Here is a 20,503-nt window from a genome sequence, read left to right on the forward strand (position 1 = left end):
AATCGATTATCGCCGTCCTTTCGCGCCGGCCCTGCGCGCCAGGGCGGCGATCTGGTGCAGGGCGCGGCTCGCGACCAGCTGGTCCGGCGCGCCGGAGCGTTTGCACTGCGCTTCCGCCTCCAACGCAAGCGTGAGGGCCTCCGCCAGCGTGTCGGCGTCGAGCCGCGTCAATTGCGCCGTCATCGGATCCTTATTCTTCCAGAAGACCGGGGGGCGCGCGCCGTCGACCACGCTTTTCGGCGGCCGTCCCGCGTCGACGGCGCCCCGCATCTGGCGCAACCGCATGAGATGCGCCGCCGTTTGCCGCACCATCGGAATGGCGCTCAGTCCCAACGCGAAGCCCTGCTCGATCGCGCGATCGAGCGCGTCGGAGCGGCCGTCGGCGGCCGCGTAGATGACGTCGTCCAGCGCCGTCGCCGCGCTGTCCCCGACAGCGGCGGTGACGTCTTCGAGCGTGAGGCGGCCGCCCGGACCCGCATAGAGCGCGAGCTTCTCGATCTCCGACCGGCTCATGGCGCGGTCGGAGCCGAGATGATCGATCAAAAACCGGTGGGCGTCCGGATCGATCGCCACCCCGTCGACCTTCAGCCGCTCGTCGATGAGGCGCGCCACGGCGCCCGCATCGTCCATATAGCAGGGAACGGCGGCCGCATGGTTCGCCGCCGATTCGAAGAGCTTGCGCAGCGCCGATTTCGACGCCAACGCGCCCGCCCAGGCGATCACCAGCGCGTCGCCGACCGGATCCTCCACGAAGTCCTTGAACGCTCCGATCGCCTTGTCCCCGGCGTCGCGCACAAGGACGACGCGGCGCCCGCCGGTCATGGCGATCGCCGCCGCCTCCTCAGCCAAGCGCGCGGGCTCCTCGGCCACCTGTTCACCGGTCAGTTCGGCGACCAGGAACGGGTCGTCCAACTGGACGACCACCGACTTCGCCAACGCGTCCACCCGCTCGCGCACCAGCCCGGCGTCCTCGCCGAAAACCAAAGCGGCGCGCAGGCCGGCAGGCGGTTTCCGCACGAAGCCGTCGATCTGGTTGGTCCCGAGCTTCATGCCCAGATCAGCCCTGTTGCGCCCGCGCTTTCCGGAAAAAGGCGGCCAACCTGAGCGACAGCTTGTCGGCGATGGTCTGCAACGCCCGTTCGATCGCCGCGTCTTCCGCCGCCACCGTCGCGTAGTCGGATTCGGTGATATTGAAGCTGCTGACCGCCTCGACCCGAAACTGATGCGGATCGCCGGCGCCGGAAAGCGTCGACGACGCTGTGACACGGACCCGCGCGCGGCTTGACGTCGCATCGGCCAGGACGCCGAGATTGGAGACGGAAACGGTCAGGACGGTCGCGAGTTGATAGAGCGGCTGCTGCGGTCGGCCGTTCGGGTTGAGCCGGTCGAGCAGCATATTGTGCAGCAGCTGGCCTTCCCGATCGGCGATCGGCACGACATTGATCGCGTAGAGGTCCGCCGTCGGGCTCATCGGTCCGGCGTCGGTGCGCTGCCGCGTGTAGACGGGCTGAAAGCCGCAGGCCGCCGCTAGGAGGCCGAGCGCCGCGGTCGACGCAAAGGCGCCGCCGCGCTGCAGGATCAGGCGCCGTTCGGCGCGGCGGGTGGGGTGGGCCATGGCGCGACGGTCCCTCGATCCTTCAGATCACCACATTGACGATCTTGTTCGGCACGACGATCACCTTGCGCGGATCCTTGCCGTCGAGCGCCCGACGCACGTTCTCCGTGGCCAGCGCGGCCGCCTCCGCGTCTTCCTTGGCCGCGTCGCGCGGCAAGTCGATGGTCGCCCGCAGCTTGCCGTTGACCTGAATCGCAACGGTGACCTGATCGTCCACGACGAGGGCGGGATCCGCCTGCGGCCAATCCAGCGCGACCAACATCGTCTCGCGGCCCAGTCGGCGCCACAGCTCCTCGGTCAGGTGCGGCGTCATGGGATTGAGCAGACGGATCACGCTTTCCCAGCCGAAGCGCCGAACCCAGGCGGCGTCAGGACCGTCCCCCTCAAGCTCAAGCACCGCGTTCGACAGCTCGCGAATCCGCGCGATGGCCCGGTTGAAGTGAAAGCGCTCGAGATCGGCGGTCACCCCGTCGATCGTCTTGTGCGCCAGCTTCTCAAGCGTCGCGGCGGCCTCGCCGAGCGAGTCGGGCCGCGGGGCGTCCGCCGACGCCATCACCCCTTCGTCGGCGTCCGCGATCGCGCGCCAGATCCGATTGACGTAGCGCCAGGCGCCCTCGACGCCGGCTTCCGTCCATTCCAGATCGCGTTCCGGCGGACTGTCGGACAGCATGAAAAGCCGCGCGGTGTCTGCGCCGTAGGTTTCCACGATATCGACCGGGTCGACGACATTCTTGCGTGACTTGGACATTTTCTCCGAGCGCCCGATCTCGACCGGCGCGCCGTCGGAGGCGCGGAAGGCCCCCTCGCCCGTCCGGGTCACTTCGCTCGGGAACAGCCATTTGCCGTCCTGATCGCGGAACGTCTCATGGCACACCATTCCTTGCGTGAAGAGCCCGGCGAACGGCTCCTCAATGTCGAGATAGCCGCAATCCTTGAGCGCGCGCGTGAAGAAGCGGCTGTAGAGAAGATGCAGAACCGCATGCTCCACCCCGCCGATATACTGATCGACGGGCAGCCAATAGCCGGCCTTGTCCGCATCGAAGCCGATCGCCTCGTTGTTCGGGTCGCAATAGCGCGCGAAGTACCAGGAGCTTTCGAAAAAGGTGTCGAAGGTGTCGGTCTCGCGGCGGGCGGCCGCGCCGCAGTCCGGACAGTCGACATGCTTCCAGGTCGGATGGTGGTCGAGCGGGTTGCCCGGCTTGTCGAATGAGACGTCCTCCGGCAACACGACCGGCAGCTGATCTTCCGGAACCGCCACGACGCCGCAGCGCTCGCAGTGGATCACCGGAATAGGGCAGCCCCAATAGCGTTGCCGCGAGACGCCCCAGTCGCGCAGACGATAGGTGATCGTCCCCTCGCCCGCGCCGAGCTCTTCCAACCGCCCGATGACGGCGCGTTTGGCCTCCTCGACCGACAGGCCGTCGAGGAAATCGGAATTGATCAGCCGACCCGGCCCGACATAGGCCTCATCCGCGACGGAAAACGCATCCGCCGCCACGTCTTCCGGCGCCACGACCGGAAGGACGGGCAGATCGTATTTTCTGGCGAAATCCAAATCGCGCTGGTCGTGCGCCGGACAGCCGAAAACGGCTCCCGCACCGTACTCCATCAGGACGAAATTCGCGACATAAACCGCAAAGCGCTCGCCCGTGAAGGGGTGCAGCGCCTCGAGCGGCGTCCGATACCCTTTTTTCTCCGCGCGCTCGACGGCCTCCTCGCTTGTGCCCATGCGGTTGCACTCCGCGACGAAGTCGGCGAGCGCGGGATCCTCCGCCGCCAGCCGTTCGCTCACCGGATGGTTCGGCGAGAGCGCCAGGAAGGACATGCCGTACAAGGTGTCCGGTCGGGTGGTGAAGACCTCGACCGTCTCTTCCCGCTCGGCCAGCGCAAAGCGGATGCGCGCGCCCGACGACTTGCCGATCCAATTGCGCTGCATCAGCCGAACCTTGTCGGGCCAGCGCTCCAGGTCGTCGATCGCGGACAAAAGACTTTCGGCGTACTGCGTGATCTTCAGGTTCCACTGCGCCAGGCGGCGTTTCTCGACCGGCGCGCCGGTGCGCCAGCCCTTGCCGTCGATCACCTGCTCGTTCGCCAGAACCGTCTGATCCACCGGGTCCCAATTGACCCAGCTCTCCTTCCGATAGGCGAGGCCCGCCTTCAGGAAGTCGAGGAACATCTTCTGTTCGTGCTTGTAGTAGTCGGGCTCGCAGGTCGCGATTTCGCGGCCCCAGTCGATCGACAGGCCCAGGCCCTTAAGCTGTTCGCGCATGGCCGCGATATTCTCGCGGGTCCATTCCGCCGGCGGGCGCTTGTTTTCGATCGCCGCATTCTCCGCCGGCAGACCGAACGCGTCCCATCCCATCGGATGCAAGACGTTGAAGCCGCGCGCCTTCTTGTAGCGCGCCACGACGTCGCCGAGGGCGTAATTGCGCACATGGCCCATATGGATGCGGCCCGACGGGTAGGGAAACATCTCCAGGACGTAGTACTTCTCACGCTCGGACCGGTCGTCGGCGCGGAAGACGTCCTGCGCCTCCCACTCCTTGCGCCAATGGGGTTCGATCACGCGGAAATCGTAACGGCTCATCGGTCCAAAGCTCTTATTTGTCTGAGGCGCATCGGCCGGCCGCGCCGGCGTCACTCGCCGACCTGGGCGCGGGTCTCGATGCGCATCTGGCGCGCGCGGGTCAGGATGGCGTTCTCCAGTTTGGCGGCCGTATCGTCGGCGACCGGCGCGTCGCGCCATTCGCCGTCGGCCCCGCGCACCTGCCGGAAGGCCGCAACGCGCACGCCGTCGGCGCGCAGTTCCCGGCCCAGGATGTAGACGTCCAGCTTGTAGCGCTCGTTCGGCGCCTCCGGCATGGAATACCATTCGGTGATGATGACGCCGCCGAAGGCGTCGACCTGAGCCATCGGAAAGAAGCTGATCGTGTCGAGCGACGCCCGCCACAGATAGCTGTTGACCGCGATCCCCGGGGCGCCGCCGCCCCCGTCGCCGCCGGACCCCAGCATGCCCTGCGTGCCGAAGATGCTGCCGAGTTCCGCGCGCCGGCGGTCGTCGATGTCTTGACCGGCGTTAGGGTCCCGCGTCCCGCCGCAAGCGGTCGCCAAAAACGCCAATAAAATCAGCGAAATAAAAACACGCATCGGCGCGCTCCCGGGCGTTTCAAACCAGGGATGGCTTTACAACGAAAGAGGGGCCGGTACAAGACCGGCCCCTCTCAACGTCGGAAAGCGACGTCAGCGTCTAACTTAGAAGCTGACGGTCGTGCCGAGGATCAGCGAGTCGGTCTCGCCGCTCGTGTTCGCCGACGCGTCGTCGCCGTCCTGGATCATGTACTGACCGTAGGCGCTCAGGCCCTCGGCGATCGTGTAGTCGACGCCGAAGCCGTACTGGTCGAGCTCGTCGTCGCCCAGCGCGCTGTTGGTGACCTCGGACTGCATCCAACCCGCATAGACGCCCGCGGCGCCGAAGGAGTAGGAGGCGCCGACGTTCCACCAGCCGCCGCCGTCGCAGTTGTTGGCGTTCGGGGCGCAACCGGTGTCGCCGTTGTCGCCGTAGCCGACGCCCAGGCCGAAGCCGGCGACGCTGACGGTGAAGCCGGCCATCAGGCCCTCATCGTCCTGGAGGCTGTCGCCCCCCTCGCCCGCGTGGTAGCCGATACCGGCCGACACGCCGACGCCGGAGAAATCGCCCGAGTAGTTGATCGCGCCCTCGAAGGCCGCGCCGCTGCCCTGGGCGCCGTTCTGGACGCCGTCGGTGAAGTTACCCTCGGTCGAGTCCGGCGTGTAGTCGACGCCGATCTGCAGGCCCGAGAAGCTCGGGGAGTAATAGGCGATCTTCGGGTTGTCCGACGTGCTGGCCGCCAGCGTCGCGAAGGCGGTCGCCGCACCCGACGGGCTGCCCGGCTGGTTGTTGCCGTCCCAGAGGAAGTCGCCGAGCAGGACGCTCTCGCCGCCCGGGGCCATGTTGTCGATGACGCTGTCATCGGCGCCGAGGTGGACCGTGCCGAAGCCGCCGCCGACGCTGATGTAGTGCTCGTCGATCGAGTCGGAGGCCGTCCGCCAGTCGAGGCGGGCGCCGTAGGTCAGGCCGTTGTCGGCGGTGCCGTTGACGTCCCAGATCAGGTGCGTGCCGGAGTTGCCCGCGTTGATGTCGTCGCCGTCGACGCCGTCGGTGGCGCCCGATCCGTCCGTGTCCTGAACGACGTAGGCCCAGTCGAACTGACCGCTGAGCGAGACCTCCGGGGCCTCCTGCGCGAAGGCCGCCGTGGAGAACGCCGCCGCCGAAATCAGCGCCGACGAACCGATGAGAAGCTTCTTCATTACTGTGACCCCTTTCAAGGTTAGGTCGCGTCCCAAACGTGATGCTGCAGCGCCGGGCGCTGCTGGTTGGGTGATAGCCCGCCTGCGACGCGGGGTGCAAGGGAAAGCGCGGACCCGCAAAACGGTTCGCCGCGGGGCGTTGCACCTTGGCAACACCTGGCGGGATCCCGGACTCAGTCCTCCGCGTCCTCCGCCGCCGGCCGAATCAGTCCCGGCAGGTGCGCCGCCATCGCCGCCCCGCGGCCGATTGAGCTCGTGAACATCGGCCGGCGGACCTGATCCCGGCTTGCTGTCAGCACGCTCGAAGGTTGTTCGAAGAAGCGCGCGCAGCGCTCCTCGAAAGGCAGGCCGAGCCACCCGAGCATCGCGGGAAGCCGGGCGTCCGGGTCTTCGACGAAGGCCTCGTAGGGCTCGCGGCGGACGGCCTCAGGGGCCGCTACCGCCGCCGCGGCGACCGCCCGGCTCAGCGCGCGCTCGAATTGATCGAGCGCCGCGAGATCGCAGGTGAACGGCGGATTGCGAACGAACTTCTTGGCGTAGACCGACAGCGCGTTGTCGGCGAAGTCGCGCACGATGTGCAGGATCGCCGGCCGCTCGAACAGCGCCGGAAGGATCGTGGCGAAAAGCCCGTTGTACATGTTCTTGTCGACCGGGATCGCGCCGCCCGCGGGATCGAGGCCCACGGCCTCGAAATAGGCGGCGCGCCAGCGCGCCCGTTGCGCCGCGTCGGCGGCGCGCAACCGCTCCAACCCGGCCGGATCGGGCGTCTCGACGTCGCCCAGCCCCAACTCCCGGCACAAGGCCGGAAGCGCTTGGCTCTCGCCGACCGAGCGACAGCGGCTGTGCGCATCGAGAATCTGCGCGAACAGCGAGGTCCCGGAGCGCGGCAAGCCGACGATGAAGATCGCCTCGGGGGTCTCGTCCGCCCCCCGCGCCCGGCGAGCCGCGGGGAGCAGGCTGTCGGCGGCCGCTTCTTGAGCGGCGGCGACCGTCTCGTAGCGCGGCGGGTCGAACCGCCGCCCGAAGGAGGCGAGTTGCGCGCGCAGCAACGCGTTGCCGCGCTCGTAGAGACGGGCTGCGGCGGCCAACTCGCCGGCGCGCTCCAGCGTTTCGCCGAGCGCCAGCAGGGCGCCCGGCCCGCCGAGCGGCCCGGCGCCCTCGTCCGCCGCCTCGCCGGCGCGGGCGCGCGCGTAGTCGAAGGCCGCTTCCCGCGCGGCCGCCGGATCCGGCAGGCGCTCCGCCAGATCGAGCAGCGTCAGGAGGCAGTCGCTCGCCGCGCCGCCGGCCCGGACGATTTCCAGCGCCCGCAAAGCCGCCTGATCGGACCGGCCGAGCACCGAGTCGAGCCGCACCAGATCGGCCGCGATCGGGGCGCGCGGGTCCCAGAAGCGCTCCAGCCGGGCCGCGCGCGCCCTCGCGGCGTCGAGATCCTGCGCGTAGGTCTCGGCGCGCAAGGCGAGCGATTCCGCCTCCAGATCCGGGCGATCCTCGGACGCAGGCGCGGGCAGAATCCCCTTCGCCTCGTCGAAGGCGCCGGCCTGGAGCAGGGACTCGGCGAGGTTGAGCCGCGCTTCGCGCATTGCCGGCGCGGCCTGCAGCACCCGGCGCCAGAGCGCCGCCGCCTTGCCGACGTCGCCCATCCCGCGCGCGCTGAGCGCGAGATTGTTGAGGATCTGCGGCACGCCGGGCTGCAATCGGCTTAAGCCGGCGAAGGCGTCGTAGGCGCGCTCCCAGCGCTCCTGGTCGAGCGCGACGGTCCCCGCCGCGAAGAGGCCGGCCTGGCCCTTCGGATCCGCGGCGGCCACCGCCTCCAATTCGCGGTGGGCCTCCGCCGTGCGCCCCAACCCGTGCAGCGCCAGCCCGGCGAGGTAGCGCACCGGCGTCGGCGTCGCGCCGGTCCCCCGCCGCAACGGTTTCAAATGCTTCAGGACCGCGTGGAAGTCGCCCTTCTCAAGCGCTGCGCCGGCGCGCCGGACGGCGCGCTCCGCGCCCGACGCCGCCGCCGATCCGGACGCGCCGCGCGCGGTCAAGCGCCGGCCGTCCGTTCGATCGCCTTCATCGCCTCAAGCTTTCGCAGCACTTCGTCGAGGGTCTGGACCGGCTGGTCCGGGAAGGCGGTCAGCAGGTCGGCGCGATCGAAGGCGCGCCGCTGGAGGATCCAGGCGAGCGGCGGCTTCAAGGTCGGCGGAATCCGTTGATCGCCTTCGCGCGCGCGCAGCACAGGGGTTCCCTGGCGGTCCTGCACGCTCAGATCGTCGCGCCGGCGGGTGAAGCGGATCGCCTCGGGCGGCGTCGGCAGCGCGAATCCGCCGCGCGGCTTGCGGGTCTCGTCCTGGTGGGCGAGGAACGCGTCGACGAACGCGTCGGCCTCGGCCGTGCGCTTCAACCGGTCGCCCAGATCCGCGAGCCAGCGCTTGACCGCCTCGCGTCCCTCGGCGGGCCGCGGGCGATTGAGGCGGAAGGCCTCGTCGTCGATCATCGCCTCGCGCAGGGCGTCGATCGCGTCGATTCCGATCGTCCCCGTGGCGCCGACGGCCAGATGCAGGGACGCGTCGCTGGAGGCCAGCGCGTCGTGATACCAGCCGCGCGGAATGTAGAGAAGATCGCCCGGCTTCAGCAGCACCTCCTGATAGAGGCCGCCGCGCTGCGCCTCATGCTGGGCGTCGCTGACCTGCATGAACTTCGGATGATAGATCGGGTGCGGCAGGCGGGTTTCGTAAAGCCGCCAGCGCTTCTCTCCCGCGACATGCATGGCGAAGACTTCGTGGGTGTCGAAATGCGAGGTGAAGGCTTGGCGCTGTTTGCCGGAATAGTAGATGTTGGCCTGCACCGTCGCCGCCAGCGCTTCCTCGATCGCGTCGGCGACCTGGCGCAATCCCTCCGTCATGTTCTCGACGCCGTTCGCGACCAGCGACGCGCCCTGACGGATCAGGCCGGTCACGGCCGCCGGATCGGGGGTCTCCGTCCAGCCGCCGCCCACGTCGTGGTCGCGCCGAAAGAACTGCGCCGCCGGAACGCGGGTCCGGTCCATCACCATCATCAAGGAGTCGGGCGACCAAATCGTGCGCATGTTCAACAGCGCGTTGAGCGTCTCGAAATTCATGACGTCGCGGAACTTGTCGGCGCCGCCTTCGATGTGCGCGGGCTTCTTGTCGTAATGCTCCGCGAAGAACTCCTCTTCGCTCATCGGGGCCAGAATGTCGGCGAGCGTCAGTCTCTCGGTCATCGCGCCGGCGCCTCTCCATGGTCCGTGCAAAGGCCCGTCCCGGGCCGCGCAGGCGGCGGACGAAGCGCCGCGCCTCGGGCCGCGCGAGCCTGCGCGTCTCGCGGTCATCTGGCATGGGCGCTCGCGCCTTGTCCACCCTTTTGTCCCTTGTTCCGCGGGGCGGATCGGCCCACTCTCTCGCCGTCATGAACACGCCCGATCCCGACCCCGTCCTGTCCCGCCTGGCGCGCGTGCGCGCCGATCTCGACGCGGCCGCGAAAAGCGCCGCGCGCGCCCCCGCGGACGTCACGCTCGTCGCCGTCTCCAAGACGTTTCCCGGCGAGGCGATCCGACCCGTGCTGACGGCCGGCCATCGCGTCTTCGGCGAGAACAAGGTGCAGGAGGCGGCCGAGAAATGGCCCGCGTTGCGCGCCGACTTTCCGGACGTGCGCCTGCACCTGATCGGGCCGCTGCAATCCAATAAGGTGAAGGACGCGGTCGCCTTGTTCGACGTGATCGAGACCGTGGACCGCGAGAAGATCGCGCGACGGATCGCGGCCGAAATGGCGGCGCAGGGCCGCCGCCCGCAGCTCTTCGTGCAGATCAACACGGGCGAGGAGGCGCAGAAGGCCGGCGTCCTCCCCGCCGACGCCGACGCCTTTCTCGCCGCCTGCCGCGAGACGCACGGGCTGGAGATCGCGGGGCTGATGTGCATTCCCCCGGCCGACCAGCCGCCGGCCCCGCACTTCGCGCTGCTGGCCAAGATCGCCGAGCGCAACGGGATCGTGCGCCTCAGCATGGGGATGAGCGCCGATTACGAAACGGCGGTGCAGTTCGGCGCGACCCATGTGCGCGTCGGCTCGGCGATCTTCGGCCCGCGAGACTATTCCTCGGGCTGAGAGCCCTCGCTCGCCGCAATCGCGGGATCGGCGCCGTTCAGCACGGCGCGCTCGGAGCCGATATGCAGCGCCGCCTCCGGGCCCGCCTGCTCCAGCAGCATCAGGAGATCCGGCAGCGCCAGCGCGACGCAGCCCTCTGTCGGACTGTAATCGGGGCGCGCGACATGGACGAAGATCGCGCTGCCGCGTCCGGCCTCCGGCGGATCGTCGTTATATCCGAGGACGCCGACCAGATCGTAAAGCCCGTCTTCGCGCCACATCTCCTCGTGGCTGGCGGCGTAGGGCAGAGTGACCGGCTCGTTGTAATTCGGGTCGGCCGGGTCGTCGCACCAGCCGTCCTGCGGTCCGATCGGCGCCACCGGCAGATCGGTCCGCGGCGCGGCCATACGGTCGGGCCGGTACAGCACGCGCCGGATCGGCCAGACCCCGGCCGGCGTGACCCCGTCGCCTTCGCGTTTCTCGCCGCGAACGCCGCCTCGCCCGACCGCGCAGGGCGCGATCCGTCCGTCCGGCAACTCCACCCCTTGTTCACTCACTCGAATGCGCATGACGGACGAATCCTAACGCCGCGCGCCGCGCCCGCCAAGAGGGCCGCGCGCGCCCGTCCGTCACTCGCCGCGCTTCATCGCTTCGTATTTCTGCAGCGCGGCCATCATCGCCTCCGGCACGCGCTCAAGATCGGGGGCGGCGGCGCTCGGAGCCGGCTCGGGCGCGGCTGCAGGGGTCCCCGAAACCGCCGGCGAAACCGCCGGCGGGGTCGCCCGGGCCGGTTGGGCCGCCCCGGCGCTCTGTTCCGCCATGCGCATCAGGACGTCGGCCGCCGCCGGGCTCAACTGGGTCGGCCCGCCGCCGACCGGCGGCGCGCGGTCGGCCGAACCGGCGCTCGCGGCCGCCGAGGCGCCGCGGTCCGCGCCAGGGGAGTCGCCAGTGGGATCGCCGGGGGGATCGCCGGGGGGATCGCCGGGGCGCGCGCCGGGCTGGATGAAGGCGCTGGGTTGAATCGCGCCGGCGGCGCGTTGCGGCGCGCCCGTTCCGGTGCGCGCCTGAATCTCGCCCGCCTGCAGGGCCGCCTGCTGCGTCGTCGCCGCGGCGCTCTGACCGCCGGCTTGCGCGCCTTGAACCGCTTCGGCCGGCAGGTCATGGGTCTTGGGCTGCTGCAGGCTGCGGAAGAAGGCTGTGGGCTCCAGCGCGGCGACTTGCGGACCCAGGGTCTGGGTCTCCGCCCGCCCCTGCGCTTGGCGCGCGGCCGGGGTCGCGCCGTCGGGCGCTGCGGGCCGGCCGGGATAGGTCGCCTCGGCCGAGCTCTGCGTCGCCGGCTCGCCGGACGAGGGCCGCGCCGTCGAACGCGATGCGGCCGGGGCGGCTGCGAGCGCCGCGCCCGCATCGTCGGCCGGCGCGCCGTCTCCGAACAGGAAGGCCATGGCGTGTCCGCCGATATCCTTGCCGCTGCTCTCTTCGACGACGGTGTCGGCGACCGCCCCGAACAGCCCGATCACGCCGCCGAACAGCGCGCCGCCGGCGAGCCGCGAGCCCGCGGATATCGCGTCGCCGGTCAATTCGCGATAGACGGTCGAGACGATGGGTAAATGTTGCAGCGGATTGACGGCGTCCAGCGCGTCGGCGAACGTGAAGCCGTCCGCGCCGAATATCTCGTCATAGTGCACGACCTCCGGCTTTTCGTCGGCGCGCGGAAGCTTGGGGGGCGGATCGGCCCGGTTTTCGGCCCGGTTTTCGGCCCGGCTAAGGCGGGCCGCGTCGCTCAGCTGGCCCGGCTGACGCGCGTCCGGCGTCATCAGCGACCAAGGCGGCGGCGCGACGGAAGATGCGGCGGATGGCGTCGACATCGAAAGCTCCCTTCTCTCCGCCGAAGGCGTTTCAATTTTCGTGCCAGCGAACCCGGGTTCGGAAAGACCGCAATTTCAGGGTGGACAGGCCCGCCGCCCTTGCGGCTTGCTACCCTCAAGCGGGGGCGGGCGACGGGCGGCGGCGCGGCAAAGGTCGAGGAGCGATAGCGGAATGAGCGATAAGAAGATCCTGATCGTCGATGACGACGAGGCGCTGCGCCAGTCGCTGGCCGAACAACTGCAGCTTCACGAGGAGTTCGAGACGGTTGAGTTCGGCGAGGCGGGCAAGGCGATCGAGCATCTGAAGGACGCGCGCTACGACGCCGTGCTGCTGGACGTCGGCCTGCCCGACATGGACGGGCGCGAGGCCTGTCGCATCCTGCGGCGCAACGGCGTCAAAAGCCCGATCATCATGCTCACCGCGCACGACAGCGACAGCGACACCATCCTCGGCCTCGACGCGGGGGCGAACGACTACATCGCCAAGCCGTTTCGACTGAACGTGCTGTTGGCGCGTCTGCGCGCGCAGCTGCGCCAGCACGAACAATCGGAGGATGCGGTCTTCACCATCGGCCCCTACAGCTTCAAGCCGGCCGCGAAACTGATGGTCGAGGCGGAGAGCGGCAAAAAGGTCCGGCTGACCGAGAAGGAGACGGCGATCCTGAAGTACCTCTATCGCGCCGGGGACAAGGTGATCGGCCGCGATCGTCTGCTGGGGGAGGTCTGGGGCTACAACGCCGGCGTGACCACGCACACGCTGGAGACCCACGTCTACCGCCTGCGTCAAAAGATCGAGCTCGACCCCTCGAGCGCGCGGATCCTGGTGACCGAGCCCGGCGGCTACAAGCTCGTCCCGTAAGGGCCGCGGCGCTCAGGCGTCAGCCGCGCCAGCCGGCGCATCAGGACCAGCGCCGTCAGCGTCGCGAGCCCCGTGGTCAGCGCCACCGCCGGCGCGGCCGCGCCCCAGCCGCCGTCCCACGCGGCGAACAGCCCGCCGTCGACCAGCGCGGCGACCAGCAGCGGACCCGACAGCACCCCCATATTGCGCCCGGTCATCAGGATGCCGAAGGCGCCGGCCCCGGTGCGCGCGCCGCCCAGGATCGCCGCCGGCAGGCCGTAGAGGCAGCTGGGCGTGATGCCTGCGAGCGCGCCGTAGAGCGCCAGCGTCGCGATCCCCAGGGCCGGGGTCTCGGCGATCGGAAACAGCGCGACGGCTGCGAACAGCGCGACCTGGCCCGCCAGCACCAGGGCGAGCAGGGCCGCGATCGGCGCGCCGCGCTTCAGGATCGGGATGGCGACCAGATTGAACACGGCGATCATCGCCACCGGCAGCGCGTAGAGCGCGGCCGCGTCGCCGCCGTCCAGGCCGCGCCGCTCGCTCAGATAGGTCGGCAGCCAGCTCAGCATCGCCATGTTCTGGGTCGACCAGAAGAAGAAGCACAGACCCGCCAGGATGAGGGCCGTACGTCGGGCCGGATCGGGCGCGACGGCGCCGGCCTGCGGCACCGGCATCTTCAAGTCGACCGGGGATCCCGGCCGCGCGAGGCGCCAGGAGGCCAGCCCCACTAGCGCGGCGAATCCGATCCCGACCCAGAAGACCGGGGGCCACAGGGCGGCGCCGGGGCTCGCCGCCTCCCACCCGCGCGCCACGCCGGAGGCCGCCAGTCCGCCGAGCGGGATCCACGTCGCCGCCAGCGCGCCCGCGACGGCCAGATGCTCGGGTCCCGCATTGCGGGTCATGATCGTCGGGCCGGCGACCGCCAGGACGGCCATCGCCGTTCCCTCCAGCGCGCGGCCGGCCAGCACGATCCAGCCGTTCTCCGGCGCCCACAGGATGAGCGACGAGCCCGCGATCGCAAGCGCGGCCGCGCCAATCAGGAACCGCGCGGCCCCGGCGATCTGCATCCACCGTCCGACCTGCAGCGACAGCAGCAGGCCGGCGACCGCGAAGATCGACATGAAACCGCCGGCCAAGAGCTTCGGATAGCCGAAGCTCGCCAGCATTTCCGGCAGCACCGGCGGCAGCTTCAGTTGCTGATAGGCGCCCAGCACCGCGACGGCCAGGCCGAAAAAGACGCCGCCCCAGACGGTGCGGCCCGAAGGATGCGCCATGACGATCCCGATCCTCGCCCGAAACTATCGACCGCGCGCGAAAAACCCGAGCGGCCGCGCGGGATTGCGCGCGCGACGATAACCCGGCGCTTGGCGCGGCGCACGCGCGCGGATAGCATTTTTCCTGAGACCGTCGGGAACAAGCCGCAGGGGGCGCGCTATGGGCGCTGACGACGACCGGAAGACGAGGGCGCCCTTCACCGTGCGCTTTTGGGGGACGCGCGGCTCGATCGCCTGCGCCGGGCCGGAGACGTTGCGTTACGGCGGCAACACCTCGTGCATCGAGGTGATGTGCGGCGATCGACGGCTGATCTTCGACGCGGGCACGGGGCTGCGCAAGCTGGGCGGGGCGATGGCCGGGGAAGGACCTCAGGAAGTCGACCTGTTTCTGACCCACACCCATCTCGACCACATCATCGGCCTGCCCTTCTTCGCGCCCTTCCACATTCCGGGTTTCACGCCGCGCCTGCACGCCGGCCACCTGCTGCCGGACCGCAGTTTGCGCGGCGTCCTGGGCGAGATGATGCAGGCGCCGCTGTTTCCCGTGCCGCCGGAGGTGTTCCGCGCCAATGTCTCCTTCCACGATTTCGAGGCGGGCGAAACTCTCAAGCCGGCTCCCGGGATCGTTCTCAAGACGGCCCCTTTGAACCATCCCAACGTCGCGGTCGGCTATCGCATCGACTTCGACGGCCGCGCCGTTTGCTATATTACGGATACGGAACATTATCCGGAAGGGCGCGACGAGACGCTGGTCGATCTGGTGCGCGGGGCCGATGTGATGATTTACGACGCCACCTACACGGACGAGGAATATCCCCGCTTCGTAGGCTTCGGCCATTCCACCTGGCAGGAGGGCTGTCGGGTCGCGGACGCCGCCGGCGTCGGCCGGCTGGTGTTGTTTCACCACGAACCCAGCCACGACGACGAGACGATGGACGAGATCGCCGCCGCGGCCGACGAGACCCGCCCGGGGACGCTCACCGCGCGCGAGGGGATGATCCTTGAAGTCTGACGCCGCCCCGCCGCCGTCCCCGCCCTGGGGTAAGCGGCTGCGCCGGATGGCGTTCGCGGCGGCGACGCTGGGGGGGCTGCGCCCGCGCGGCTGGTTCATCCCCTATCGCTACGCCGGCGAAACGACCCCGCTCGGCTATCCGGCCCTGATCCCGCACTTCGAGGCGGCCGAGCCCGCGATGCGCGCGCTGTTGGCTGAGGCCGCGCAGAACCGTGCGGCGTTCGCGCGGTTTTGCGGCGCCTCGCCGCCCGCTCCACGCTGGGAGCAGGGATGGCGACCGCGGCTCGACGGCGTCGCCGACTATCTGACGGCGAAGGCGCGCGCGCCCGCGCGCATCGTCGAGGTGGGCTCCGGCCATTCCACCCGCTTTCTCGCCGCCGGCGCGCGCGCGTCCGGCGCGGCCGTCTCAATCGACGCGATTGATCCCGCGCCGCGCGCCGATCTGGCCGCGCTCGACGGCGTCCGGCTGCATCGCACCGTGGCGCAGCGTGCCGATCCCGCCTTGTTCGCCCGGATCGGTCCCGGCGATCTGCTGGCGATTGATTCCAGCCATATCCTGATGCCGGGCTCCGACGTCGACTTCCTGGTCGGCGCGGTGCTGCCTGCCCTGCCCGCAGGGGCGTTGGTCGCGATCCACGACGTCTTTCTGCCCGACCCCTATCCGTCCGCCTGGACGTGGCGGGGGTATAACGAACAGGCGGTCGTCGCAGCGCTGCTTGCCGGCGGCGGCTGGCGGATCCTGTGGAGCTCGCACTGGGCGGCGACGCGCCTGTCGGCCGAGGTCGAGCGCGCCGTCGGCGATCTGCCGCTCCGTCCCGACGCCCCGGAAAGCGCGTTGTGGTTGGAGCGCGTCGCCCCGCCGCTCGCAAAAGCGTGATGGCCGGGCCTCCGGATGTGACGCGACAAGACCGGCCGCCGCGGTCATATCACGGGGCGATGGCGAAACTGACCCGCGTCCTGATGCTGACCCCCGCCCGCGACGAGCGCCTGCCGGCCCGCGCGCGGGCCGCCGTGCGCCGGCAGGAGGACGCCAGCGAGCGGCTGATCGGCTGGATCCAGCTTTGCGTCGTCGTCACTTTCGGGACGCTTTATCTGATCGCGCCGACCACCGACATCATGAGCGACTTCGCCTCGCTCGTGCCCGTCGCGCTCGCGCTCTACCTGCTGTTCACGCTGGTGCGCCTCGTCCTCAGCTATCGGATCTCCCTGCCGGACTGGTATCTCGGGCTGTCGGGTCTCGTCGATCTGGGGTTGCTGCTGACCCTGATCTGGTCGTTTCACCTGCAATACGACCAGCCGCCGCCCTTCTATCTGAAGGCCCCGACGATGCTCTACCTGTTCATCTTCATCGCGCTGCGCGCCTTGCGCTTCGAGCCGCGCTACGTGCTGCACACGGGCCTGGCGGCGGCGGTCGGCTGGGCCGCGCTTCTGGTCTACGCGCTGACGGCCGACCAGGAGGGCGTGCCGATCACGCGCGATTACGTCGAGTATCTGACCTCCAACACGGTCTTGTTGGGCGGCGAGTTCGACAAGATCATCACCATCCTCGTGGTCACCCTGATCCTGACGATCGCGCTCGCCCGCGGGCGCCGGCTCCTGTTTCGCGCGATGGAGGAGGAGAGCGCCCGCTACGAGCTTTCGCGCTATTTCCCCGCTGAGGTCGCCGCCCGAATCACCGCCGCCGACGGAGAGATCGCGGCCGGCGCGGCCGATCAGGTTCGGTGCACCGTCCTCAATCTCGACATCCGCGGCTTCACGCCGCTTTCCGAAAGCCTCTCGGCGCGCGAGCTGATCGGCCTCTTGAACGATTATCAGGACCGCATGGCGAGCGTGATCGAGGCGCACGGCGGCACCGTCGACCGCGTCTTCGGGGACGGAATCCTGGCGACCTTCGGCGCCTCCAAGGCGTTGGAGAATTACGCCGCGCGCGCGCTCGACTGCGCGCCGGCGATCTTGGCCGCGATCGACGCCTGGAACGAAGACCGCGCCGCGTTGGGCGATCCGCCGGTACGGATCGGCGTGGCGCTGGCCACCGGACCGCTCACCGTCGGCGCCATCGGTCGGGGGGAGCGGCTCGACTACACGCTGGTGGGCGAGGCGGTCAATCTATCGGCCAAGCTGGAGAAACACACGAAATCCGAGGCCTGCCGCGCGCTCGCCGACGCGGCGACGGTCGAGACGGCGCGCGCCCAGGGCTGGACGGGCGAGCCGGCGCGCTGGCGCGAGGGCGTGCAGGTCGACGGCGTCGACCGCCGGCTCGATCTGGCGGTGTTGGCGTGAGCAGGGGCGGCCCCTTCGCCGAGGCCCCCGCGGCCTCCGCGATCGCGCGGGCTGACGCGCGATCGCCTAATGCGCCTCCGCCCAGCTGGCGCCGGCGCCGCCGTCGACGGTGAGCGGGACGGAGAGTTCGACGACCGGCGCGGGCGCGCCTTCCATCACCGCGCGCACCGCGTCGATCACCGCGTCGGCCTCGTCCTCCGGCGCTTCGAAGATCAACTCGTCATGCACCTGGAGCAGCATCGTCACGCCCTCGAACTCGGGCTTCTCGAGCACGGGCGGGATGCGGATCATCGCGCGCTTGATGATGTCGGCGGCCGAACCCTGGACCGGCGCGTTGATCGCCTGGCGTTCGGCGTAGCCGCGCTGCTGCGGGTTCTTGGCGTTGATCTCGGGCAGGTGGATGCGCCGGCCGAAGACGGTCTCGACATAGCCGTGCTTGCGGCAGAACTCGATCGTCTCGTCCATATAGGCGCGGATGCCGGGGAAGCGCTCGAAATAGGTGTCGATATAGGCCTTGGCGTCGGAGGTCGAGACGCCGATCTGCCGTCCGAGCCCGAAGGGCGAGATGCCGTAGACGATGCCGAAGTTGATCGCCTTGGCCTGACGGCGCACCTCCGGCGTCATCCGGTCGAGCGGCACGCCGAACACCTCGGACGCCGTCGCGGCGTGGATGTCCTGCCCGTCCTTGAAGGCCTGACGCAACGTTTCGATCCCGGCCATGTGCGCGACCAGGCGCAATTCGATCTGCGAATAATCCAGACTGACCAGCACCTTGCCCTTGGGCGCGACGAAGGCGGTGCGGATCTTGCGCCCCTCCTCGGTGCGGATCGGGATGTTCTGCAGGTTGGGGTCGGTGGAGGAGAGCCGCCCGGTCTGGGCGCCGGTCATCATGAAGCTCGTATGGACCCGTTGCGTCGTCGGATTGATGTCGCCGATCAGCGCGTCGGTGTAGGTGCTGCGCAGCTTCGAGAGCATCCGCCAGTCGAGCACTTTCTGGACGATCTCATGCTCGCCCGCCAGCGGCTCGAGGATGTCGGAGTTGGTGGAGTGCGCGCCGGTCTTGGTCTTCTTGCCGCCCTTGAGGCCCAGCTGGTCGAATAGAACCTCGCCCAACTGTTTGGGGCTGCCGACGTTGAAGGGCGCGCCGGCCAGCTTGTGGATCTCGGTCTCCAGATCGCCGATGCGTTTGCCGAAATCCTCCGACATCTCCGACAGGATCTTGGGATCGACCAGGATTCCCGCCCGCTCCATGGCGGCGAGGACGGGGACGAGCGGCCGCTCGATCGTCTCGTAGAGCGTCATCAAGCGCTTCTCGAGGACTTGCGGCTTCAGGATGCGCCACAGGCGCAGCGTGACGTCCGCATCCTCGGCCGCGTAGTCGAGCGCCTTGTCGAGCGGGACCAGATCGAAGGCGATCTGACTTTTTCCTTTGCCGGCGACCTCGGCGTACTTGATCGGCGTGTGGCCCAGATGCAGCTCCGCCAGCGCGTCCATCCCGTGGCCGTGCAGGCCGCCTTCGGCGACGAAGGACAGCAGCATGGTGTCGTCGATCGGCGCGACGGCGACGCCGTGCTTGGCGAGGATCGAGAGGTCGTACTTGATGTTCTGCCCGACCTTCAGGACGCCCGGATCCTCCAGCAGCGGCTTGAGGCGGGCCAGCGCCTCGGCCATCGGCGCTTGGCTGGGCGGGTCGCCCCCGCCCTCGCCGAACAGATCGGTCTCGCTGGGGTCGCGATGGGCGAGCGGGATGTAGCAGGCCTCCCCCGGCGCGACGGCGAGGCTGACGCCGACCAGCTTCGCCCGCGCGGTGTTGAGGTCGGTCGTCTCGGTGTCGACGGCGACGACGCCCGCCTCGAAGGCGCGCGCGATCCAGGCGTCCAGCGCGTCGAGATCCTGGACCAGCGCGTATTGTGCGTCCTTGATCGCCGGCGCGTCGTCCTTGGGCGCCTCGCCGGCTTCGTCCGCTATTTCGCTTTCGAAACGGGCGATCAGCCGCTTGAACTCGTTCTCCTTCAGGAAGGCGAGCAGCCGCTCCTTGTCGATCTCGCGGCGCTTCAGCTGCGTCAGCGGGATGCTGAGATCGACGTCGTCCTTCAATAGGACGAGCTGGCGGCTGATGCGCGCCATCTCGGCGTTGTCGATCAGCGCCTGGCGGCGCTTCGGCTGCTTGATGCTTTCCGCATTGGCCAACAGGGTTTCCAGGTCGCCCCATTCCTCGATCAGCTGGGCCGCCGTCTTCACGCCGACGCCCGGCACGCCGGGGACGTTGTCGGTGGAATCGCCGGCCAGCGCCTGGACGTCGACCACCTTGTCGGGGCCGACGCCGAACTTCTCCATCACCTCGGCCTCGCCAATGGTGCGGTTCTTCATCGGGTCCCACATGCTCACGCCCGGCTGAACCAGCTGCATCAGATCCTTGTCGGAGGAGACGATCGTCACCTCCGCGCCCTTGGCGCGCGCTTGTTTGGCGTAGGTCGCGATCAAATCGTCGGCCTCGTACCCCTCCATCTCGATCGAGGGGCAGTTGAAGGCCTCCGTCGCCTCGCGGATCAATGCGAATTGCGGGATCAGCTCTTCCGGCGCGTCGGGCCGATGGCCTTTGTAATCAGGATAGATCTCGTTGCGGAAATTCTCGCGCGCGGCGTCGAAGATGACGGCGACGTAGTCCGCGTCGGTCTCCTCGATCAGCTTCAAGACCATCTGCGCGAAGCCGAAGACCGCGTTGGTCGGCGTGCCGTCGGCGCGGTTCATCGGCGGCAACGCGAAGAAGGCCCGGAAGATGAAGCCGGAGCCGTCGATCAGATAGACGTGCTTGGGGACGTCGGACTCGGCGTCAGCCATGGCCGCGTCGCTCAATGATGATCCGAAGGCTGGGCGCCCTCTTTCAGCTGAAAGCGCCGGTCGCAATAGGGGCAGTCGACCCAGCCTTCCTTGCTGAGCGTGAGGAAGACCCGCGGGTGGCCGAGCGGACCGCCGCCCCCGTCGCAGGCGACCCGGGTCTCCTCGACCTCGATCACTTCCGGCGCATCGTGCGTCGGCGCGGGCTGGTTCGGGGCGGGTGTGCTCATACCGATGTCTCCTGACCGCCAAGGCTGTTCCGGGGCGCGTGCGGGTCGTTTGCATCACGCGGAGCGCGCGGATCGCGCAGGTCTGCGCGACTTGCCCCGTCGCGCGCCGCCCTCTATGTAAACCACCGGGCCGGCTTTGGTA

17 protein-coding genes are annotated in these 20,503 nt (G+C 69.3%); 5 read left to right on the forward strand and 12 right to left on the reverse strand.

Going from position 1 to position 20,503, the window contains the following annotated elements; all coding sequences use genetic code 11:
- Nucleotides 1-6: 6 nt before the first annotated feature.
- From holA to RIB45_RS16720, 7 genes are all read right to left on the reverse strand, one after another.
- Nucleotides 7-1,050 (reverse strand): DNA polymerase III subunit delta, encoded by a 1,044-nt coding sequence (gene holA / locus RIB45_RS16690; protein ID WP_350051663.1) that lies wholly within the window; start codon nucleotides 1,048-1,050, stop codon nucleotides 7-9.
- Nucleotides 1,051-1,057: 7 nt separating this feature from the next.
- Complete coding sequence (gene lptE / locus RIB45_RS16695) at nucleotides 1,058-1,615, reverse strand: LPS assembly lipoprotein LptE (RefSeq protein WP_350051664.1); 558 nt, start codon at nucleotides 1,613-1,615, stop codon at nucleotides 1,058-1,060.
- 22 nt (nucleotides 1,616-1,637) lie between these two features.
- A complete protein-coding gene (gene leuS, locus RIB45_RS16700) occupies nucleotides 1,638-4,202 on the reverse strand; it encodes a leucine--tRNA ligase (protein WP_350051665.1) in 2,565 nt (854 codons plus the stop codon).
- A 50-nt stretch (nucleotides 4,203-4,252) separates the two neighbouring features.
- Entirely contained in the window at nucleotides 4,253-4,762 is a 510-nt protein-coding gene (locus RIB45_RS16705; protein WP_350051666.1) for a DUF3576 domain-containing protein, read from the reverse strand.
- Between the two features lie 105 nt (nucleotides 4,763-4,867).
- Nucleotides 4,868-5,941, reverse strand: coding sequence for a porin (locus tag RIB45_RS16710; RefSeq protein WP_350051667.1), 1,074 nt, complete (start codon nucleotides 5,939-5,941; stop codon nucleotides 4,868-4,870).
- A 173-nt stretch (nucleotides 5,942-6,114) separates the two neighbouring features.
- A complete protein-coding gene (locus tag RIB45_RS16715; protein ID WP_350051668.1) occupies nucleotides 6,115-7,971 on the reverse strand; it encodes a tetratricopeptide repeat-containing sulfotransferase family protein in 1,857 nt (618 codons plus the stop codon).
- Nucleotides 7,968-9,167 (reverse strand): cupin domain-containing protein, encoded by a 1,200-nt coding sequence (locus tag RIB45_RS16720; protein WP_350051669.1) that lies wholly within the window; start codon nucleotides 9,165-9,167, stop codon nucleotides 7,968-7,970. The genes RIB45_RS16715 and RIB45_RS16720 overlap by 4 nt, the downstream gene beginning before the upstream one ends.
- A gap of 185 nt (nucleotides 9,168-9,352) precedes the next feature.
- On the opposite strand from RIB45_RS16720, the gene RIB45_RS16725 reads away from it, so the two are divergent.
- Nucleotides 9,353-10,045 carry a YggS family pyridoxal phosphate-dependent enzyme gene (locus RIB45_RS16725; RefSeq protein WP_350051670.1) on the forward strand — a complete coding sequence of 231 codons (693 nt, stop codon included), beginning with the start codon at nucleotides 9,353-9,355 and terminating at the stop codon, nucleotides 10,043-10,045.
- Here RIB45_RS16725 and RIB45_RS16730 read toward each other — a convergent pair.
- Complete coding sequence (locus tag RIB45_RS16730; RefSeq protein WP_350051671.1) at nucleotides 10,030-10,593, reverse strand: L,D-transpeptidase family protein; 564 nt, start codon at nucleotides 10,591-10,593, stop codon at nucleotides 10,030-10,032. The two genes, RIB45_RS16725 and RIB45_RS16730, sit on opposite strands and share 16 nt — an antisense overlap.
- 60 nt (nucleotides 10,594-10,653) lie before the next feature.
- Entirely contained in the window at nucleotides 10,654-11,889 is a 1,236-nt protein-coding gene (locus tag RIB45_RS16735) for a hypothetical protein (RefSeq protein ID WP_350051672.1), read from the reverse strand.
- 172 nt (nucleotides 11,890-12,061) lie between these two features.
- Between RIB45_RS16735 and RIB45_RS16740 the strand changes: the two genes are divergently transcribed.
- Nucleotides 12,062-12,748, forward strand: a complete 687-nt coding sequence (locus RIB45_RS16740) for a response regulator transcription factor (protein WP_350051673.1) — start codon at nucleotides 12,062-12,064, stop codon at nucleotides 12,746-12,748.
- On the opposite strand, the gene RIB45_RS16745 is transcribed toward RIB45_RS16740, so the two are convergent.
- The gene (locus RIB45_RS16745) at nucleotides 12,730-14,001 is read right to left on the reverse strand and encodes an MFS transporter (RefSeq protein ID WP_350051674.1); all 1,272 of its coding nucleotides are present in this window, start codon (nucleotides 13,999-14,001) and stop codon (nucleotides 12,730-12,732) included. The two genes, RIB45_RS16740 and RIB45_RS16745, sit on opposite strands and share 19 nt — an antisense overlap.
- 160 nt (nucleotides 14,002-14,161) lie before the next feature.
- On the opposite strand from RIB45_RS16745, the gene RIB45_RS16750 reads away from it, so the two are divergent.
- The 3 genes from RIB45_RS16750 to RIB45_RS16760 are packed head-to-tail and all read left to right on the forward strand — an operon-like array spanning nucleotide 14,162 to nucleotide 17,293.
- The gene (locus RIB45_RS16750; RefSeq protein WP_350051675.1) at nucleotides 14,162-15,013 is read left to right on the forward strand and encodes an MBL fold metallo-hydrolase; all 852 of its coding nucleotides are present in this window, start codon (nucleotides 14,162-14,164) and stop codon (nucleotides 15,011-15,013) included.
- On the forward strand, nucleotides 15,003-15,890 hold the full coding sequence (locus RIB45_RS16755) for a class I SAM-dependent methyltransferase (protein ID WP_350051676.1): 888 nt from the start codon (nucleotides 15,003-15,005) through the stop codon (nucleotides 15,888-15,890). Before RIB45_RS16750 ends, RIB45_RS16755 begins: the two co-directional genes overlap by 11 nt.
- A 59-nt stretch (nucleotides 15,891-15,949) precedes the next feature.
- Nucleotides 15,950-17,293 carry an adenylate/guanylate cyclase domain-containing protein gene (locus RIB45_RS16760; RefSeq protein WP_350051678.1) on the forward strand — a complete coding sequence of 448 codons (1,344 nt, stop codon included), beginning with the start codon at nucleotides 15,950-15,952 and terminating at the stop codon, nucleotides 17,291-17,293.
- A gap of 66 nt (nucleotides 17,294-17,359) precedes the next feature.
- Here RIB45_RS16760 and polA read toward each other — a convergent pair whose 3' ends face one another.
- Both polA and RIB45_RS16770 read right to left on the reverse strand, forming a co-directional pair.
- Nucleotides 17,360-20,134: a DNA polymerase I gene (gene polA, locus RIB45_RS16765; RefSeq protein WP_350051679.1), complete on the reverse strand. Its 2,775-nt coding sequence runs from the start codon at nucleotides 20,132-20,134 to the stop codon at nucleotides 17,360-17,362.
- Between the two features lie 11 nt (nucleotides 20,135-20,145).
- Nucleotides 20,146-20,361 carry a zinc-finger domain-containing protein gene (locus tag RIB45_RS16770; RefSeq protein ID WP_350051680.1) on the reverse strand — a complete coding sequence of 72 codons (216 nt, stop codon included), beginning with the start codon at nucleotides 20,359-20,361 and terminating at the stop codon, nucleotides 20,146-20,148.
- Between the last annotated feature and the right edge of the window lie 142 nt (nucleotides 20,362-20,503).

This window comes from Marivibrio sp., from assembly GCF_040218065.1.
Lineage (GTDB): Bacteria > Pseudomonadota > Alphaproteobacteria > UBA8366 > Aestuariispiraceae > Marivibrio.

What these genes read in the sequence shown, in the direction of transcription:
- holA (WP_350051663.1), bottom strand. Translation starts at nt 1,050, where the DNA reads ATGAAGCTCGGGACCAACCAGATCGACGGCTTCGTGCGGAAACCGCCT.
- lptE (WP_350051664.1), bottom strand. Translation starts at nt 1,615, where the DNA reads ATGGCCCACCCCACCCGCCGCGCCGAACGGCGCCTGATCCTGCAGCGC.
- leuS (WP_350051665.1), bottom strand. Translation starts at nt 4,202, where the DNA reads ATGAGCCGTTACGATTTCCGCGTGATCGAACCCCATTGGCGCAAGGAG.
- RIB45_RS16705 (WP_350051666.1), bottom strand. Translation starts at nt 4,762, where the DNA reads ATGCGTGTTTTTATTTCGCTGATTTTATTGGCGTTTTTGGCGACCGCT.
- RIB45_RS16710 (WP_350051667.1), bottom strand. Translation starts at nt 5,941, where the DNA reads ATGAAGAAGCTTCTCATCGGTTCGTCGGCGCTGATTTCGGCGGCGGCG.
- RIB45_RS16720 (WP_350051669.1), bottom strand. Translation starts at nt 9,167, where the DNA reads ATGACCGAGAGACTGACGCTCGCCGACATTCTGGCCCCGATGAGCGAA.
- RIB45_RS16725 (WP_350051670.1), top strand. Translation starts at nt 9,353, where the DNA reads ATGAACACGCCCGATCCCGACCCCGTCCTGTCCCGCCTGGCGCGCGTG.
- RIB45_RS16730 (WP_350051671.1), bottom strand. Translation starts at nt 10,593, where the DNA reads ATGCGCATTCGAGTGAGTGAACAAGGGGTGGAGTTGCCGGACGGACGG.
- RIB45_RS16735 (WP_350051672.1), bottom strand. Translation starts at nt 11,889, where the DNA reads ATGTCGACGCCATCCGCCGCATCTTCCGTCGCGCCGCCGCCTTGGTCG.
- RIB45_RS16740 (WP_350051673.1), top strand. Translation starts at nt 12,062, where the DNA reads ATGAGCGATAAGAAGATCCTGATCGTCGATGACGACGAGGCGCTGCGC.
- RIB45_RS16745 (WP_350051674.1), bottom strand. Translation starts at nt 14,001, where the DNA reads ATGGCGCATCCTTCGGGCCGCACCGTCTGGGGCGGCGTCTTTTTCGGC.
- RIB45_RS16750 (WP_350051675.1), top strand. Translation starts at nt 14,162, where the DNA reads ATGGGCGCTGACGACGACCGGAAGACGAGGGCGCCCTTCACCGTGCGC.
- RIB45_RS16760 (WP_350051678.1), top strand. Translation starts at nt 15,950, where the DNA reads ATGGCGAAACTGACCCGCGTCCTGATGCTGACCCCCGCCCGCGACGAG.
- polA (WP_350051679.1), bottom strand. Translation starts at nt 20,134, where the DNA reads ATGGCTGACGCCGAGTCCGACGTCCCCAAGCACGTCTATCTGATCGAC.
- RIB45_RS16770 (WP_350051680.1), bottom strand. Translation starts at nt 20,361, where the DNA reads ATGAGCACACCCGCCCCGAACCAGCCCGCGCCGACGCACGATGCGCCG.